Source organism: Pseudomonas synxantha (genome assembly GCF_900105675.1).
Lineage (GTDB): Bacteria > Pseudomonadota > Gammaproteobacteria > Pseudomonadales > Pseudomonadaceae > Aquipseudomonas > Aquipseudomonas synxantha.
Window position 1 is genome coordinate 32,353 of record NZ_LT629786.1, and the last position, 16,413, is coordinate 48,765.

Here is a 16,413-nt window from a genome sequence, read left to right on the forward strand (position 1 = left end):
AAAAGCAAAGGAGTCAGCAAAAAAGGCGACCGGTTTTACGCGGGCGCCTTTCTGGTTTGATTGAATGCTTACAGCAAATCGTACTGCTTGAGCTTTTTGCGCAAGGTGCCACGGTTGAGGCCCAGCAGCTCACTGGCTTTGGTCTGGTTGCCCTTGACGTAGTTCATCACGCTTTCGAGCAAGGGTGCCTCGACTTCGGAGAGCACCAGGTTGTACACGTCCGTGACGGAAGCGCCCTCAAGGTGGGCGAAATAATTGTGCAGCGCCTTCTCGACACTCCCGCGAAGGGTCTGGCCTTCTTCGCTCGGCGTATTGAGGTGCTGTTTCAAATTGACGTTGTCGCTCACGGGTGTTGTTCCACTCACTAAAGTCTCGGTCATCGTCGTCATGCGGCCACCCCTTGTCCATCCCCTGTTCCCAGGCTCTTGTCACGTTCGGCAAAGAACTCACGAACGGTGGCGACCTGTGCCTGCGTTTCATCCAAACGATTGAACTGGGCGCGGAACTCCTTGGCGCCCGGCAAGGTGGCGAGATACCAGCCGACATGCTTGCGAGCAATGCGTACCCCCATCACATCCCCATAGAAGGCGTGCAGGGCGGCCAGATGCTCTAGCAGAATATGTTCCACCTCGTTCAGTCCCGGTGCCGGCAATACTTCGCCGGTACGCAGGAAATGCTCGATCTCACGAAAAATCCACGGCCGCCCCTGGGCGGCCCGGCCAATCAACAAACCATCGGCGCCGGTCGCGTGCAGTACGCGTCGGGCTTTCTCGGCGGAGTCGATGTCGCCATTGGCAAATACCGGCATCGACACGGCCTGCTTGATCGCCGCAATGGTGTCGTACTCGGCTTCACCGGTGTAAAGGTCGGCGCGGGTGCGGCCATGCACCGCCAGCGCTGTAATACCTGCCTGTTCAGCGATCTTCGCCACTGTCAGGCCATTCTTGTTGTCCCGGTCCCAACCGGTACGAATCTTCAGGGTCACCGGCACATCCACTGCGGCGACAACGGCCTGCAGGATCTCGGCGACCAACTGCTCATCCTTCAACAAGGCGGAACCGGCGGCCTTGTTGCAGACCTTCTTGGCCGGGCAGCCCATGTTGATATCAATAATTTGCGCACCCAACTCGACATTGGCCCGGGCGGCCTCCGCCAGCATCTGCGCGTCACCCCCGGCGATCTGCACCGAGCGTGGCTCGGGATCTCCTTCGTGGATCATGCGCATCCGCGACTTGCGGGTGTTCCACAGACTCATGTCGCTGGTAACCATTTCAGAGACTACTAGACCCGCGCCCAAACGTTTGCACAGCTGACGAAAGGGCTGGTCGGTGACGCCCGCCATCGGGGCGAGGATCAAGCCGTTCTGCAATGTGTATGGGCCGATGCGTACCGCCGACATAGGACTTCCCTGTTGTGGGGCCGGATCATTAGAGTTCGAAAAAGGGTTGGCATGATACCCGCTCTCGATGACTGGTTAAAGGCTGAATTGGATAAAATCTGAACAGTTGCTTTTTTATTACCATCGGTTTGGTCGATGGCGGAGAAGTCAATAATCCGCCGTCAAACCTCGACATATGCGCCGGTTCACTCGGGCGAATGGAAGCTCAGGCTGTAGTTCACGGCCTTGTTACCTGGGTCAAGTATGTCCAGGGAGATGTGGATCGGCGTCTGCGAAGGCATTTCGCTGACACCGGCCAACTCACCGCTGAGGTATTCGGCAGGTTTGAAGCGACGACTGGCAATCAGGCTGCCGTTCAAGTCTGCAAAGCGTAGTTCCAGCAGTGGGAAGGGCTGGGAAAAGGTCGCACGGTTATAGATGATCGCATCCACCACCAGCGCCCCGGCGAACTCCGGATGGCTGCGTACCACCAGGTTGCTGCTCTTGATATGGGCAATATCGACCCGCGATGGCACGGTACAGCCCAGTTTCGGGCACAGTTCCTGGAACCACGGACGGTAGGCGTCCTGGCGGGCCAGGTCGTCGAATTGGTAGGCGATGTACTGGCCTGCCAGGCCTGCGGCGGCGAGCACTACCAGCAGTATCCAGATCAGGCGGCGGCCCCAGCCCGACGGACGTTTCTGCGCATACAAGTGCAGCGGATCGTCTTCCAGGTCCTGGAGCAGGTCGTCGTGTAGGGCAACTTCTGGGCGCGGGCGTTTGCGGCGTGACTGTGGGCGCTCGTCGGATTCAGGCTCACCCCTCATGTCGGTGACAGGCGTCAACGGCGGGTCGAGGTCGTCCTCGCCAGGGGAGGCATCCAGCAGCGGCTGGTCATCGAGGTCGTCGGCATGGACCGACATGGACGGTTCTGTGCGCTGTTTGGACGCAGGTGCCCTGGTCGGCTCTGACAGGTCCTCAGGTACCTGGGCGCGCTCCTCGGGTGGTTCGCTGAACAGGCTGGCGGCCCATTTTTCTTCTTCGGCCTTGACCGTGTCGCGGCTGGCACTGAAGGACTCTTCCTTTTGCCGACGCTCGGCGCCTGGTTGGCGATGTTCCGCACCCAATGCCTGGGTGTGCTGGGTCTCGCGACGCTCCAGCTTGGCCAGTTCCTGGTCAAGATCCAGGTTATCCAGGTCCAGCGCTTGGGCCGTCCATTGTTTCTGGCTGATTGCCCGCGTTGGCTCGGGTGTCGCTTCGACAGTCGATCTATCGGCTGGCTCGTCGCCAGCCGGCAGCTCCGGTTGCGGTGCAGGCGCATGGGCGCGTTGCTCCAGCAACTGGCGAGCGGCGTTGAACACTTGCAGGCACGAGCCGCAGCGCACCACGCCACGGGCCACGCTCAACTGGGCATGGTTGACGCGGAAACGGGCTTGGCAGTGCGGGCACTGGGTGACGAAGCTATCGGTCATGCGGTCATCCGATTCAGGCAAGCGCTCATTCTAGCGCCGACGACCACTGATGCGTACCCAGCCGTCACGGTTGGCGATCGGGTCCAATTCGAAGTTCTGGGCGTAGGCTGCGGCGACGTCTTCACCTTGTTCGGCGAGGATACCCGACAGCGCCAGGCGGCCGCCGGGCTTGACCAGGCTGGACAATTGCGGCGCCAGGGCAACCAATGGCCCGGCGAGGATATTGGCAACCAGCACATCGGCCTGTACCTGCGGCAGATCCTCCGGCAGGTAGAGTGGGAATTTGCCTTCGGGGATGTGGTTGCGCCCGGCGTTATCGCGGGAGGCTTCCAGGGCCTGCACGTCGATGTCGGTGCCCACGGCTTCCTTGGCGCCCAGCAGCAGGGCGGCGATCGCCAGGATGCCCGAGCCACAGCCGAAATCCAGCACGTTGCAGTCGGTCAGGTCCTGGCCGTCCAGCCATTCCAGGCACAGGGCGGTGGTGGGGTGGGTGCCGGTGCCGAATGCCAGGCCCGGATCCAGCAGCAGGTTGACCGCCTCGGGTTCAGGAGCGGCATGCCAGCTCGGTACGATCCACAGGCGCTGACCAAAACGCATGGGCTGGAAATTATCCATCCAGCTGCGTTCCCAGTCCTGGTCTTCGATCACTTCGCTGTGATGCTCTGGCAGCGGCGCGCCGGTGAGCAGCTCCATATGGGCCAGGACGCTGGCGGCCTCGGTGCCGTCTTCGAACAGGGCCAGCAAATGGGTGTGGGACCACAGCGGCGTGGTGTTGAGTTCAGGTTCGAAGATCGGCTGGTCTTCGGCGTCCATGAAGGTCACCGATACGGCGCCCACTTCGAGGAACGCGTCTTCGTAGGTTTCGGCTTGTTCTGGGCTGATGGCGAGACGGACTTGCAGCCAAGGCATGGCGGGCACCTTTGAAAAAATGAATGTGCAGCGAGTAGGCCGCGAAAGCGCGCAAGTTTACGCGAGCGGACGGCAGAAGACGACATTACTGAATGAGCGCGGACCAAATGTGGGAGGGGGCTTGCTCCCGATAACGGTGGATCAGTTACAGATACTGAGGCTGACACACTGCAATCGGGAGCAAGCCCCCACATTTGGACAGTGTCCATCCTGGAAAACAGGTGTGCAGAAACAACAAAACCGCCCGAAGGCGGCTTTGTTGGGTGGAGCACTTACTGGTTGGTCAGCTTGTGTTCCAGGTAGTGGATGTTTACACCACCTTCGCAGAAGCCTTCATCGCGAACCAGGTCCCGGTGCAGCGGGATGTTGGTCTTGATGCCGTCGACCACGATTTCGTCCAGGGCATTGCGCATACGGGCCATGGCCTCGTCGCGGGTGGCGCCCCAGGTGATCAGCTTGCCGATCAGCGAGTCGTAGTTGGACGGAACCTTGTAGCCGCTGTACAGGTGCGAATCCACACGTACGCCGTTGCCGCCTGGGGCATGGAAATGCTTGACCAGGCCAGGGCTTGGGATAAAGGTTTTCGGGTCTTCGGCGTTGATCCGGCACTCCAGGGAGTGGCCGTGCATCTTCACGTCGTCCTGGGTGAAGGACAGCACGTTACCGGCGGCGATGCTCAGCATTTCCTTGACGATGTCGATACCGGTGACCATCTCCGATACCGGGTGCTCTACCTGCACACGAGTGTTCATCTCGATGAAGTAGAAACGACCGTTCTCGTAAAGGAACTCGAAGGTACCGGCGCCACGGTAGTTGATGTCGATGCACGCCTTGACGCAGCGTGCCAGGACTTCCTGGCGGGCTTTTTCGTCGAGGCCCGGTGCCGGGGCTTCTTCCAATACCTTTTGGTGACGACGTTGCAGCGAGCAATCGCGGTCGCCCAGGTGGATGGCGTGGCCCTGGCCGTCGGACAGTACCTGGACTTCCACGTGACGTGGGTTGGTCAGGTATTTTTCCAGGTAGACCATCGGGTTGCCGAACCAGGCGCCCGCTTCAGAGCGGGTCTGCTTGGCGGCTTCGATCAGGTCTTCTTCCTTGTGCACCACGCGCATGCCGCGACCACCGCCGCCGCCAGCGGCCTTGATGATCACCGGATAACCGACTTCGCGACCAATGCGCAGGGCAGTTGCCTCGTCTTCCGGCAGCGGGCCGTCCGAGCCTGGAACGGTTGGCACGCCGGCCGCGATCATGGCGTCCTTGGCCGACACCTTGTCGCCCATCAGGCGAATGGTTTCGGCTTTCGGGCCGATGAAGGCAAACCCGGATTTTTCCACCTGTTCGGCGAAATCGGCGTTTTCCGCGAGGAAGCCGTAGCCCGGGTGGATGCCATCGGCGCCGGTCACTTCGGCCGCGGCGATGATGTTCGAGACCTTCAGGTACGAGTTCGCGGCCAGTGGCGGGCCGATGCAGATGCTTTCGTCCGCCAGTTTCACGTGCATCAATTCGGTATCGGCCGTCGAGTAAACAGCGACGGTCTTGATGCCCTCTTCCTTACAGGCGCGCAGGATACGCAGCGCGATCTCGCCGCGGTTGGCGATCAGGACTTTTTGCAGTTTCTTCGCAGGTTTCAACATCGAAGGTGCTCCGCGGTTCAAACGATGGTGAACAGCGGCTGGTCGTACTCAACCGGCTGACCGTTTTCCACCAGGATGGATTCGATGACGCCGGCTTTTTCGGCCGTGATGTGGTTCATCATCTTCATCGCTTCAACGATGCAGATGGTGTCGCCCACTTTCACGGTCTTGCCCACTTCAACGAAGGCTGGCGAGGTCGGTGCCGGGGTGCGGTAGAACGTACCGACCATGGGCGACTTGACCACGAAACCGTTCAGCGCAGGTGCGGCCGGAGCGGCAGGTGCAGCAGCGGCGGGTGCGGCGGCAGCAGGGGCGGCAGCGGCTGGAGCCGGTGCTTGCATCTGTGGCGCGTAGAACTGTTGGGCCGGGGTCTTGCTGTGACGGCTGATCCGTACGGACTCTTCGCCTTCCTTGATTTCCAGCTCGTCGATACCGGATTCTTCCAGCAGTTCGATCAGTTTCTTAACTTTACGGATATCCATGAATCATCAACTCCCAAGGGTCGGTCAGGGGCGCTTGGCCTGTTCTTCAAGCTGTTCCAGGGCGGCCTCCAGGGCCAGTCGGTAACCGCTGGCGCCAAGGCCGCAGATCACTCCTACCGCTACGTCGGAGAAGTAAGAGTGATGGCGGAAAGTTTCGCGTTTGTGCACGTTGGACAAATGCACTTCGATGAATGGGATGCTCACCGCCAGCAACGCGTCACGTAATGCAACGCTTGTGTGTGTAAAAGCGGCGGGATTGATCAGAATAAAGTCCACACCTTCGCCACGCGCGGCATGGATGCGATCAATCAATTCGTACTCGGCGTTGCTTTGCAGGTAGAGCAGATGGTGGCCGGCAACACGGGCCCTTTTTTCCAGGTCAAGGTTGATCTGGTCGAGGGTCACTGCCCCGTAGACGCCCGGTTCACGGGTGCCGAGCAGGTTCAGGTTGGGTCCGTGAAGAACCAGTAAGGTCGCCATCGGCTGTTCCTTGTTATGGGTATGGGTGCGGCAGGACCCGGCGACTATGCCGCAAAGCCTTTGTGACTGTCCAGTTCTATGCAGTAGGCGGCACGATTAGCGAGGATTGCGCAAAGTATGTGACCAAGTGGCGTGGTCTGGTCATTGGCAACACGATCCATAAAACACTGGAGGGCAAATGTGGGAGGGGGCTTGCCCCCGATAGCGGTGGATCAGCTCCAGATACTGAGCCTGACACACTGCTATCGGGGGCAAGCCCCCTCCCACATTTTGATCTCCACAGTGTGATAGATCGTGCTAAACGCGGAATGCCTGCACAGCTGTGTTGAGCTGCCCACCCAGCACCAGCAGGTGTTCACCCTGGCTACGCCCCTGGCCGATACGCAGCAGGTTGTCCTCACCCAACTGGTGAATCCGCTCACTGTTATCGCGAATCTCACTCACGGCCCCACTCTGCTGCGCGGTCACATCGGCGATGCGCACCGCAGTCTCGGAAATCGTCTGGATCGCCCCGACGATTTCATCCAGCGCGCCATCCGCCGCCTGGGCTTGCTGGGCGGTGGCTTCGGCGTGTTCGACCTGGGCACGCATGCCTTGCACCGATTGATGGGCGGCGGTTTGCAGGCCGGCGATCAGGCCCTGGATTTCGGCGGTGGCGCCGGCGGTGCGTTGGGCCAGCGAGCGGACCTCGTCGGCCACCACGGCGAAACCACGCCCGGCTTCACCGGCACGGGCGGCTTCGATGGCGGCGTTGAGGGCCAGTAGGTTGGTCTGGTCGGCAATCGAGCGAATCACCGTAAGCACACCGCCGATGGTGGCGGATTCTTCTGCGAGTTTCTCGATCATCTGCGCATTTTGCTGCACTTCACCCACCAGGGCATGCAGCCCGGTCAGGCTCAGGCCGATCACCCGCTGGCCTTGCTCCACCGCCTGGCCGGCGCTGCGACTGGCGCCGGCGGCCTGGCTGGCATCACCGGCTACCTGCTGGATGGTGGCTTCCAGTTCGCCCAGGGAATCACGGATCTGCGCGGTGTCGCCGGCCTGTCGCTCGGCGCCGTCGTGCAAGCCGCCGCTCAGTTCAGCCAGGGCGCGGCTGCTGCCGGCGACTTCTTCGGCGTTGCCACGAATGGTGCCCACCAGGTCCACCAGGTAGGCGCGCAAACGGTTGAGGGAGGCTTGGATAGCGTGCAGTTCGCGGTTGGTCCTGCCCAAGGCAATGGGCTGGCTGAAGTCGCCTTCGGCCCAGGTGGACAAGGCCGGTGCCAGGTTGGTCAGTACCCGAGCCAGGCGGCGTTGCAGGGTGTCGATCAGCAGGGCGATCAGCAGGATCAGGCCAATCATCACGCCTTGGATGACGCGTACTTCGCCCTGGATCCTGGCGTGTTGCGCGCGCACCACCGGCTCCAGGCCGGCGATGGCTTGCTGAACGCTGGCGATTTTCAGCTGGGTGCCGGCGGCGAGGTCGGCGCGTTGCTGGATCTGCTCTCGGGTGCGCTTGAGTTCGGCGGGGTAACGGGTCAGTAGGCTATTGAGTTCGCGCTTGAGATCGACGCCAGTATCTTGTGCTTCGGTTTTTTCGGTGTTTTCCAGGCCCATCAGTGCAGAGAAATCGTCGGTGTTGGATTCGGCGCTGGCCTTTACCCCAAGCAACGGCAATTGCCCCAGCAGCTCAGCCTGGGTACGCATATTGGCGATCTCTCGCTCCACCTCATCGGCCAACTCGGCGCGGCCACTGCTCACCAGCTTGTCCCGCGCCAGGGACAGCTTGCCCAGATGCTGCGAGGCGGCGAGCAGCGCTGGCAGGTAGCGGGCCGCATCGGCGCTATTGACGCCGCTGGCGTATTGGCTCAGTTGCTCCAGGTTTGCCCCCAGTTCGCGTTCGGCCTGCAACAGCAGCGCTTGCGGGTCGCCGGCCAGTTTGCCGGCGGCCAGAAGGTCAGTCTTGCTGAAGGTTTCCAGGTCCGCCAGGCTGGGGCGCAGGGGTTGCGCCAGCTCGGCCGGCAGCTCGGCGAGTTGCTGCAACAGGCTTTCCAGGCTCTGGCTGGCAGCGCTCAGGCGCAGGGCATCGCCGCTGGCCAGGTAGTCGTCGATATTACGCGCTGCCTGGTTTTGAAACACCTGGGACAGGCCCAGGTAGCGCTCCATCAATAAATACGGACGCTCCAGCGCCCGTTGCGACCACCAAAGCGTCGCGCCGAGGGCCAGGCAAACGGCCACCAGCAGAAGGGTATTGAGATTGGTCAGCAGCTTGAGGCGCATGCAGGGTTTCAACCGACGGCAAAAGATAAGTGCCTGAAGTTATTGCGCCTGCGTTACAGAGTTATGACCGATTCGGTGGATTCTGGTGAAAAGATGGCACTTTGCTTTGATGTGCGAGCCGCTTGTACACGGTTGCGCCCGGCGCCCTTGGCGCGGTACAGCGCTTCATCGGCCTGAGCGGCCATCATCAGGCTGTCGGAGTCGTCGCACAGCTCCACCAGGCCGGCGCTGAAGGTGCACCACAAATCCTGGGGTTGGGCGGGGTAGTGGATTTCTGCAAAGCGCCCGCGGATGTCGTCCAACACCTTGCAGGCCGATTCCAGGTCGGTGTCGGGCATGACGATGGCGAATTCTTCACCGCCATAACGGCCTATATAGTCAGTCTTGCGCAGACGCTGCTTGAGAAACAGCGCCAGGCTCTTGATCACGCGATCGCCCATGGGGTGACCGTGGCTGTCATTGACCCGCTTGAAGTGGTCGATATCCAGCATGGCAAAGCTCAGCGGCTTGTTTTCGCGGCGGGCGCGGAAGCTACAGTCTTCGAGCAATTGCAGGATATGCGTATGGTTGTATAGCCCGGTCAGGCTGTCGCGCACCATCCGTGCTTTCAAGTTGCGCGCCCGCGCTGCGCGGTTGCGCACGGTGGTGATCAGGTGGCGCGGCTTGATCGGCTTGGTGAGGAAGTCGTCGCCGCCTTCACTCATCGCGTCCAGTTGTTTATCCAGGTCGTCTTCGGCCGACAGGTAGATGATCGGCACGCTGACATAGCGGTCGTTATGGCGGATCACCTTGGTCAGTTCGGTGCCAGTACAGGCAGGCATATACATGTCGAGGATGATCAGGTCGGGCTGGAAATCCGCCAGCTCGGCCATGGCCTGGATCGGTTCGATCAAGGTGCGGGTGACAATGCCGGCGCTGTTGAGCAAGCGTTCTGTATGCAGCGCCTGGGCCCACGAGTCATCAATGATCAGCACCTTGTACGGCTCGTACTGGGCAATGCACGTGAGCACTTCGATCTTTTCCAGCAGGCTGGAGGCTTCCAGGGTGCCGGTGAGGAACTCCTCGCCGCCAGCGCGCACGGCGGCCAGGCGTGTCGGGGTGTCGGTTTCGTGCAGGCTGAAAAACAGCAGCGGCAGCTTTTGTTCCAAGCCCTCCTGGGCTTCGGCCGCGAGCTTGAGGCCCAGGCCAGTGCCGCAGAAGTCCACATCCATGACAATCGCCGACGGCAGGCGCTCGGCCATGGACGCGCGAAAGGCCGCGACACTGTCCAGGGACTGGGCGCTCATGCCAAAGAATTCCAGCTGCTTGGCCAGGCGCTCGGCGCGATCATGGTCAGCGAGCATCACGTAGATGGGCTTGCGCATCGGCGGCAGGAAGGTTTGCTCAAGTTGATCGCCCTGGCGCAGGCCGGTGCGCGACAAACGTTGCATCAAGCGGTTGAGCTCGGTAATCAACTGGCTGCTCAGGCGGCCGCGGTTTTCGTCCACGGCCTGCAGGGATTCACCGATATGCCGGGCCAGTTGGCTGTGTTCCGGCTGTTCGAAACGCTCGGCAAAGCGCAGCAGGCGCAGGTTGGCTTCGCTGAGCTCGGAGAAATCGGCGTTGGACCATTCGCTGCGCTGCAGGCGCTGCCAGATCTCAAGAATTTGACGTGCCTGATGAATTACCCGCTGGGCAAAATGCTGCTTGAGACGCTCGCGGCTGGGGTCTTCTGGCTCGGTCATATCCTGACTACTGTGAGGGTGCATGCTGAGGTCGACTGATGGCTCTATGCTAGCACCTCTTGTCTGTTGCAATGAGTGTCATACGTCAATTAAGTCCGCATGTGTGACATTCAGTTATCGACCCGCTGGTCGCGCAGCGTAAAAGACGTGCATCCTTTATAGTCCAATTGCCGTTGCGCGCCACTTTCGCGGAAAAGCCCCGCACCGATGGGCACGATGGGGTAGGGTTGTGGTCGGAGTGTCTGAACGCACCCGGACAATTGACGTGCATGAACTCAAGTGATTGAAAGGATATCGCCATGCTGGACTGGAAAAACCGTGCAGGCAGTGCCAAAGGCCCCGCCCCTGAGCCCAAGTCGGCCAACCGCAGCTATTTTCGCAACCTGCTGATGAGCCGAGCCTTGCTCAGCGTGATCTGCTTGTACCTGCTGGTCACCGGTGGCCTGGGTTGGTACTGGAGCCAGGAGCCGGCGCTGTTCCCGGTCCAGCAAAACGCCCAGCTTGCCGCCGAGAAGGAAGGCAAGCAGATGGTGGTGGGCTACACCACCGTCGAGACCCTCAAGACCGTGGTCGGCACTCTGCTGAACAAGCCTGGCGGCTACATTTCCAATGATCGTTTCCCACCTGGCCTGTGGATGGACAACATGCCGAGCTGGGAATATGGCGTGCTGGTGCAGGTCCGTGACCTGACCCGTGCCCTGCGTAAAGATTTTGCCCGCTCACAGTCGCAGTCGGCTGAAGACGCCGATCTGGCCAAGGCCGAGCCGCGCTTCAACTTCGATAACAAGAGCTGGGTGCTGCCATCCAGTGAGTCGGAATACCAGGAAGGCATCAACTCCCTGAGCCGCTACGAAGCGCGCCTGTCTGACCCGAACCAGCGCGGCGCGCTGTTTTATGCGCGTGCCGACAACCTGAACAACTGGTTGGGCGATGTCGCCACCCGTTTGGGCTCGTTGTCCCAGCGCCTGTCGGCCAGCGTGGGTCGAGTCAAGCTGAACACCGCGCTGAAAACCGAGGCGCTGGCGCCGGGCGAAGTGCCCCAGGTCGATGAGGAAGTGGTGGAAACCCCATGGATGCAGATCGACAACGTATTCTACGAAGCCCGTGGCCAGGCGTGGGCCCTGTCCCATCTGCTGCGCGCCATCGAAGTCGACTTTGCTGACGTGCTGGCCAAGAAAAATGCCACCGTCAGCGTGCGCCAGATCATTCGTGAGCTGGAGGCCTCGCAGGAACCGGTTTGGAGCCCTATGATTCTCAATGGCAGTGGCTTCGGTGTACTGGCGAACCATTCGCTGGTGATGGCCAACTACATTTCCCGGGCAAACGCTGCAGTGATCGATTTGCGTCAGCTCCTCAACCAGGGTTGATGATGGACGCTTCCTCCAGGGAAGCCGCACACCGTGCGGCTTCCGACGCTGAACTGATCTGCTGGGTCGACGAGCAGGACAATCTGCTTGGCCAGCGCGTCAGGTCTGACCTTCGTAAGCTCGGCCTGATCGGCCGTTGCACCTTTATTTTTCTGTTCAATTCCAAGGGCGAGCTGTGCGTGCATCGGCGCACCTTGAGCAAGGCGTTGTATCCTGGGTTCTGGGATACGGCGGCGGGCGGCATGGTGGCGGCCGGTGAGTCTTACGCGTTGTCGGCAGCCCGCGAGCTGGAAGAAGAGCTGGGTGTCAGCGGTGTGCCATTGATCGAGCATGACCATTTCTACTTCGAAGATGGTGACAGCCGGCTGTGGTGCAAATCTTACTCCGCGGTGTGGGATGGGCCCCTGCGGCTGCAGCCCGAAGAGGTGATGGAAGCACGGTTTTTAACCATCGAAACCATCCAGCAGGAGGCCGCACAAAAGCCCTACTGCCCGGACGCCCAAGAAGGTCTGCGGCGCTATCTGGCCTCGCGTCGCTAAAGTTGCATAAATTGGCGCCATTTGGCTCTTAGCAACCGGGCTTTTTGTCGTTACACTGCGCGCCTTTTCACCCGAACCATTTTGCGGTTCGGTAGCGCTGCCCCTGCCAGAGTGGGGCTTCGCGGTCGGTCTTGCCCCTGGGCGCAGGCCGATCAGTCTTCATCCTCCGAAGAGGATTGCCGGTGGCCAAAAAAGCCGCATCCTTCGCCGCCCTGGGTGGCCTGGTATTTTCCACCGACGCAGGTCGACACTGCCCGGACTGTCGTCAGCCCGTGGACGCCTGCATCTGCAAACAGACCCTGATCCCCGAAGGCGACGGTATTGCCCGTGTGCGCCGCGAGAGCAAAGGCCGTGGCGGCAAGACGGTGACCACCATCACCGGCGTGCCCCTGGCTGAAGATGCGCTCAAGGAGCTGGCCACGACGCTGAAAAAGCGCTGTGGCACCGGTGGCGCGTTGAAAGACGGGGTCATCGAGATCCAGGGCGACCACGTCGAACTGCTGTTGGCCGAGTTGATCAAGCTCGGGTACAAGGCCAAGAAGTCCGGCGGCTGAAAGCCTCTTCCCAACCTGTATCTAAACTCTGTCCGGGGAGTGGGGTCTACCCTGCTCACAGGCAAATCGTCATTTTCATTCTTTAGACTGCGCCAGCCTCCGTGAGAGGTGGCGCCTTCGCCTTCATTTATAGGGGACTTCGATGTCCGTACGACGCACACGCAAAGACGATGGCAGCCAATGGACAGTTGCGGACAGCCGCAGTGTTTACGGGATTCGCCATTGGGGGGCCGGGTATTTCGCGATCAATGAAGCCGGTCGCGTAGAAGTCCGTCCGAACGGCCCGAACAGCACGCCCGTCGATCTCTACGAGCAAGTCGATGAGCTGCGCAAGAGCGGCCTGTCATTGCCGCTGCTGGTGCGCTTCCCTGATATCCTGCAAGACCGCGTGCGCCAGTTGACCGGCGCCTTCGATGCCAACATCGAGCGCTTGGAATACCAGAGCAAGTACACCGCGCTGTACCCGATCAAGGTGAACCAGCAGGAAGCGGTGATCGAGAACATCATCGCGACCCAGAACGTCTCCATCGGCCTGGAAGCCGGCTCCAAGCCTGAGCTGCTGGCGGTGCTGGCCCTGGCGCCGAAGGGCGGCACCATCGTCTGCAACGGTTATAAAGACCGTGAATTCATCCGCCTGGCGCTGATGGGCCAGAAGCTCGGCCACAATGTATTCATCGTGATCGAGAAGGAATCCGAAGTTGAGCTGGTGATCGAAGAGGCGGCGAGCCTCAAGGTCAAGCCCCAGGTCGGCTTGCGTGTGCGCCTGTCGTCCCTGGCATCGAGCAAGTGGGCGGACACCGGTGGCGAGAAATCCAAGTTCGGCCTGTCGGCGGCGCAGTTGCTGTCGGTGGTCGAGCGTTTCCGCGCTGCCGGCCTGGACCAGGGCATCCGCCTGCTGCACTTCCACATGGGCTCGCAGATCGCCAACCTGGCCGACTACCAGCACGGGTTCAAGGAAGCCATCCGTTACTACGGCGAACTGCGCAACCTCGGCCTGCCGGTGGACCATATCGACGTCGGCGGCGGCCTGGGCGTCGACTACGACGGTACCCACTCGCGTAACGCCAGCTCTATCAACTACGACATGGACGACTACGCCGGCGTGGTGGTGGGCATGCTCAAGGAATTCTGCGATGCGCAGAGCCTGCCTCACCCGAACATCTTCTCCGAAAGCGGCCGTTCCCTGACCGCCCACCACGCCATGCTGGTGGTGCAGGTGACGGACGTCGAGAAGCACAACGACGAAATCCCGCTCATCGAAAACAAGGAAAGCCTGCCGGAAACCGTGCAGTGGCTGGTGGACCTGCTGGGCCCGACCGACATCGAGATGGTCACCGAAACCTACTGGCGCGCCACTCACTACATGAGCGATGTAGCCACCCAGTACGCCGACGGCAAGCTGACCCTGGCGGAAAAAGCCCTGGCCGAACAGTGCTACTTCGCCGTGTGCCGCCGCCTGCACAACTCACTCAAAGCCCGCCAGCGCTCGCACCGCCAGGTGCTGGACGAACTCAACGACAAGCTGGCTGATAAGTACATCTGCAACTTCTCGGTGTTCCAGAGCCTGCCGGACACCTGGGCCATCGGCCAGGTTCTGCCGATCCTGCCGCTGCATCGCCTCGACGAAGAGCCGCTGCGCCGTGCGGTATTGCAGGACTTGACCTGCGACTCCGACGGCAAGATCAAGCAATACGTCGATGAGCAGAGCATCGAGACCAGCTTGCCGGTGCACGCCTTGAACGAAGGCGAGGACTACCTGCTGGGCATCTTCCTGGTGGGCGCTTACCAGGAAATCCTCGGTGACATGCACAACCTGTTCGGTGACACCGACTCGGTGAACATCTACCAGCGTGAAGACGGCTCGGTGTACAGCGCCGGGATCGAGACCCATGACACCATCGAAGACATGCTGCGCTATGTGCATTTGTCGCCGGAAGAGTTGATGACCCATTACCGTGACAAGTGCGCGAGTGCGAAGATCTCGGCGTCTGAGCGTACCCAGTTCCTGGATGCGTTGCGCCTGGGCTTGACCCGTTCTTCCTACCTGTCCTCGTAATATATGTGGGAGGGGGCTTGCTCCCGATAGCGGTGGATCAGTCAATGAATCTGTTGACTGACACTCAGCTATCGGGAGCAAGCCCCCTCCCACATTTGGATCTGCATTTCTTCAGTTTGCTCCCAGCCACAGCCCTTGCCGATTCAAGCGCCAGGCTATCGCCCAGAGTGTCAGGCTGCGCACCGCCATGAACAACAGGAAGGTTACCCACAGCCCGTGGTTACCCAGCCCCTGCAACGCCCAGGCAACCGGCAGCACCAACACCACCGTCAGCAACATCCCATTGCGCATTTCCCGCGCCCGCGTTGCGCCGATAAACAGGCCATCGAGCAAGTAACTCCACACCGCAATCAACGGCAGTACCGCGAGGTAAGGCAGGTAGATGTCGGCCGTTTCGCGCACGCTGGGAATGTCTGTTTGCATAGCGATAAACAGATGGCCGCCGAAGGTGAACAGCAGGGCGAAGCCGACGCTGGCGATCAGTGACCAGCCGCAGGCAACCACCAGCGAGCGGCGCAATGCCTGTCGGTCATGGGCGCCGATGGCGTGGCCGCACAGGGCTTCGACGGCGTGAGCCAGGCCATCCAGCGCATGGGCCGTCAACAACAGGCCATTGACCAGCAAGGCATTGGCGGCGACCGTGGCATCCCCCAGCCGTGCGCCTTGCACCGTAATCATGAAGAACACCGACTGCAGGGCCAGGCTGCGGATAAAAATGTCGCGGTTGACCGCCAGCAACGGCCGCCAGCTCTGCCACAGTTTCAACGCCGCCCAGGCGATATGACCGGGATAGGCGCGCAGGGCTTTTTGCGTGAGAGCCAGGCCGAGCAGGGCGCCGGTCCACTCAGCGATCACCGAGGCGCGCGCGGAGCCGACCACGCCCCAGTCCAGGCCAAGTACGAACCATAGATTCAGAACAATGTTGACCAGATTGGTGGTCAGCAAAATGGCCAGTGGCGCCCGAGCGTTTTGCGTGCCGAGGAACCAGCCGACCAGTGCGTAGCTGGCGAGGGCTGCCGGCAGGCCGAACAGGCGGGTGTGGAAGAATTCGCGGGTCAGTTGGTTCAGTTCAGGGGAGGGCTGCATCCATTCCAAAGCCAGATGGCTCAGGGGAATACCGACCGTACCCAGCAACGTCGCCAACCCCAGCGCCAGCAGCAAGCCTTGCAACAGGATTTGCCGCAGCGCCGCCCCATCGTTGCGCCCGGCGGCCTGGGCGGCGAACCCGGTGGAACCCATGCGCAGGAAACCCATGGCCCAGGCCAGGAAGGTATATAGGCTGGCGCCGACGGCCACGGCGCCCAGTTGATGGGCGTGGGGCAGGTGGCCGATGACCATGCTGTCGACCAGGGCCACCAGCGGCACGGAGATATTCGACAGGATCATCGGCGCGGCCAGAGCCCATACGCGGCGATGGGTGGGGCGGTGGCGCCAGTCGGCGAGCAGGGCGGTCATGAAGGCTCCTTGGTGGAGCGGGCATTGTACCCGTCCACCAGTCGCGCCGCAGATCCATGTGGGAGGGGGCTTGCCCCCGATAGCGGTGTGTCAGTCACTGATAT

The 16,413-nt window shown here is 61.2% G+C and carries 13 protein-coding genes and 1 pseudogene; 4 read left to right on the top strand and 10 right to left on the bottom strand.

Translation table 11 applies throughout. The annotated features are described in order from the left end of the window. Window positions 1–68: 68 nt before the first annotated feature. From fis to BLU48_RS00165, 9 genes and pseudogenes are all read right to left on the bottom strand, one after another. Entirely contained in the window at window positions 69–389 is a 321-nt protein-coding gene (fis, locus tag BLU48_RS00125; protein WP_043049474.1) for a DNA-binding transcriptional regulator Fis, read from the bottom strand. Then, complete coding sequence (gene dusB / locus BLU48_RS00130) at window positions 386–1,399, bottom strand: tRNA dihydrouridine synthase DusB (protein WP_057010799.1); 1,014 nt, start codon at window positions 1,397–1,399, stop codon at window positions 386–388. Before dusB ends, fis begins: the two co-directional genes overlap by 4 nt. Window positions 1,400–1,584: 185 nt before the next feature. Then, a complete protein-coding gene (locus tag BLU48_RS00135; RefSeq protein WP_057023365.1) occupies window positions 1,585–2,850 on the bottom strand; it encodes a DUF3426 domain-containing protein in 1,266 nt (421 codons plus the stop codon). A 30-nt stretch (window positions 2,851–2,880) separates the two neighbouring features. Beyond that, window positions 2,881–3,759 carry a 50S ribosomal protein L11 methyltransferase gene (gene prmA / locus BLU48_RS00140; RefSeq protein ID WP_057023364.1) on the bottom strand — a complete coding sequence of 293 codons (879 nt, stop codon included), beginning with the start codon at window positions 3,757–3,759 and terminating at the stop codon, window positions 2,881–2,883. Between the two features lie 272 nt (window positions 3,760–4,031). Beyond that, complete coding sequence (gene accC, locus BLU48_RS00145; RefSeq protein WP_057023363.1) at window positions 4,032–5,393, bottom strand: acetyl-CoA carboxylase biotin carboxylase subunit; 1,362 nt, start codon at window positions 5,391–5,393, stop codon at window positions 4,032–4,034. Between the two features lie 17 nt (window positions 5,394–5,410). Further along, a complete protein-coding gene (accB, locus tag BLU48_RS00150; RefSeq protein ID WP_056847064.1) occupies window positions 5,411–5,875 on the bottom strand; it encodes an acetyl-CoA carboxylase biotin carboxyl carrier protein in 465 nt (154 codons plus the stop codon). A 24-nt stretch (window positions 5,876–5,899) separates the two neighbouring features. After that, window positions 5,900–6,355: a type II 3-dehydroquinate dehydratase gene (aroQ, locus tag BLU48_RS00155; RefSeq protein ID WP_057023362.1), complete on the bottom strand. Its 456-nt coding sequence runs from the start codon at window positions 6,353–6,355 to the stop codon at window positions 5,900–5,902. A 297-nt stretch (window positions 6,356–6,652) separates the two neighbouring features. Next, a pseudogene (locus BLU48_RS32590) lies at window positions 6,653–7,168 on the bottom strand (methyl-accepting chemotaxis protein); the annotation flags it as partial. 1,499 nt (window positions 7,169–8,667) lie between these two features. Next, the gene (locus BLU48_RS00165) at window positions 8,668–10,338 is read right to left on the bottom strand and encodes a response regulator (protein WP_057023360.1); all 1,671 of its coding nucleotides are present in this window, start codon (window positions 10,336–10,338) and stop codon (window positions 8,668–8,670) included. 299 nt (window positions 10,339–10,637) lie between these two features. Between BLU48_RS00165 and BLU48_RS00170 the strand changes: the two genes are divergently transcribed. The 4 genes from BLU48_RS00170 to speA all read left to right on the top strand — a co-directional run bounded on the left by BLU48_RS00170 (window position 10,638) and on the right by speA (window position 14,854). Further along, window positions 10,638–11,705, top strand: a complete 1,068-nt coding sequence (locus tag BLU48_RS00170; RefSeq protein ID WP_046070722.1) for a DUF2333 family protein — start codon at window positions 10,638–10,640, stop codon at window positions 11,703–11,705. 2 nt (window positions 11,706–11,707) lie between these two features. Beyond that, the gene (locus tag BLU48_RS00175; protein ID WP_057023359.1) at window positions 11,708–12,244 is read left to right on the top strand and encodes an NUDIX hydrolase; all 537 of its coding nucleotides are present in this window, start codon (window positions 11,708–11,710) and stop codon (window positions 12,242–12,244) included. Between the two features lie 182 nt (window positions 12,245–12,426). Beyond that, entirely contained in the window at window positions 12,427–12,798 is a 372-nt protein-coding gene (locus tag BLU48_RS00180) for a translation initiation factor Sui1 (protein WP_043049484.1), read from the top strand. Between the two features lie 142 nt (window positions 12,799–12,940). Then, complete coding sequence (gene speA, locus BLU48_RS00185) at window positions 12,941–14,854, top strand: arginine decarboxylase (RefSeq protein WP_046070724.1); 1,914 nt, start codon at window positions 12,941–12,943, stop codon at window positions 14,852–14,854. A 111-nt stretch (window positions 14,855–14,965) separates the two neighbouring features. On the opposite strand, the gene BLU48_RS00190 is transcribed toward speA, so the two are convergent. Then, the gene (locus BLU48_RS00190; RefSeq protein WP_057023358.1) at window positions 14,966–16,309 is read right to left on the bottom strand and encodes an MATE family efflux transporter; all 1,344 of its coding nucleotides are present in this window, start codon (window positions 16,307–16,309) and stop codon (window positions 14,966–14,968) included. Between the last annotated feature and the right edge of the window lie 104 nt (window positions 16,310–16,413).

Coding starts and splice junctions, on each gene's coding strand:
- BLU48_RS00190 (WP_057023358.1), bottom strand. CDS start 16,309: ATGACCGCCCTGCTCGCCGACTGGCGCCACCGCCCCACCCATCGCCGC.
- BLU48_RS00165 (WP_057023360.1), bottom strand. CDS start 10,338: ATGACCGAGCCAGAAGACCCCAGCCGCGAGCGTCTCAAGCAGCATTTT.
- prmA (WP_057023364.1), bottom strand. CDS start 3,759: ATGCCTTGGCTGCAAGTCCGTCTCGCCATCAGCCCAGAACAAGCCGAA.
- BLU48_RS00175 (WP_057023359.1), top strand. CDS start 11,708: ATGGACGCTTCCTCCAGGGAAGCCGCACACCGTGCGGCTTCCGACGCT.
- aroQ (WP_057023362.1), bottom strand. CDS start 6,355: ATGGCGACCTTACTGGTTCTTCACGGACCCAACCTGAACCTGCTCGGC.
- dusB (WP_057010799.1), bottom strand. CDS start 1,399: ATGTCGGCGGTACGCATCGGCCCATACACATTGCAGAACGGCTTGATC.
- speA (WP_046070724.1), top strand. CDS start 12,941: ATGTCCGTACGACGCACACGCAAAGACGATGGCAGCCAATGGACAGTT.
- BLU48_RS00170 (WP_046070722.1), top strand. CDS start 10,638: ATGCTGGACTGGAAAAACCGTGCAGGCAGTGCCAAAGGCCCCGCCCCT.
- BLU48_RS00135 (WP_057023365.1), bottom strand. CDS start 2,850: ATGACCGATAGCTTCGTCACCCAGTGCCCGCACTGCCAAGCCCGTTTC.
- fis (WP_043049474.1), bottom strand. CDS start 389: ATGACGACGATGACCGAGACTTTAGTGAGTGGAACAACACCCGTGAGC.
- accB (WP_056847064.1), bottom strand. CDS start 5,875: ATGGATATCCGTAAAGTTAAGAAACTGATCGAACTGCTGGAAGAATCC.
- accC (WP_057023363.1), bottom strand. CDS start 5,393: ATGTTGAAACCTGCGAAGAAACTGCAAAAAGTCCTGATCGCCAACCGC.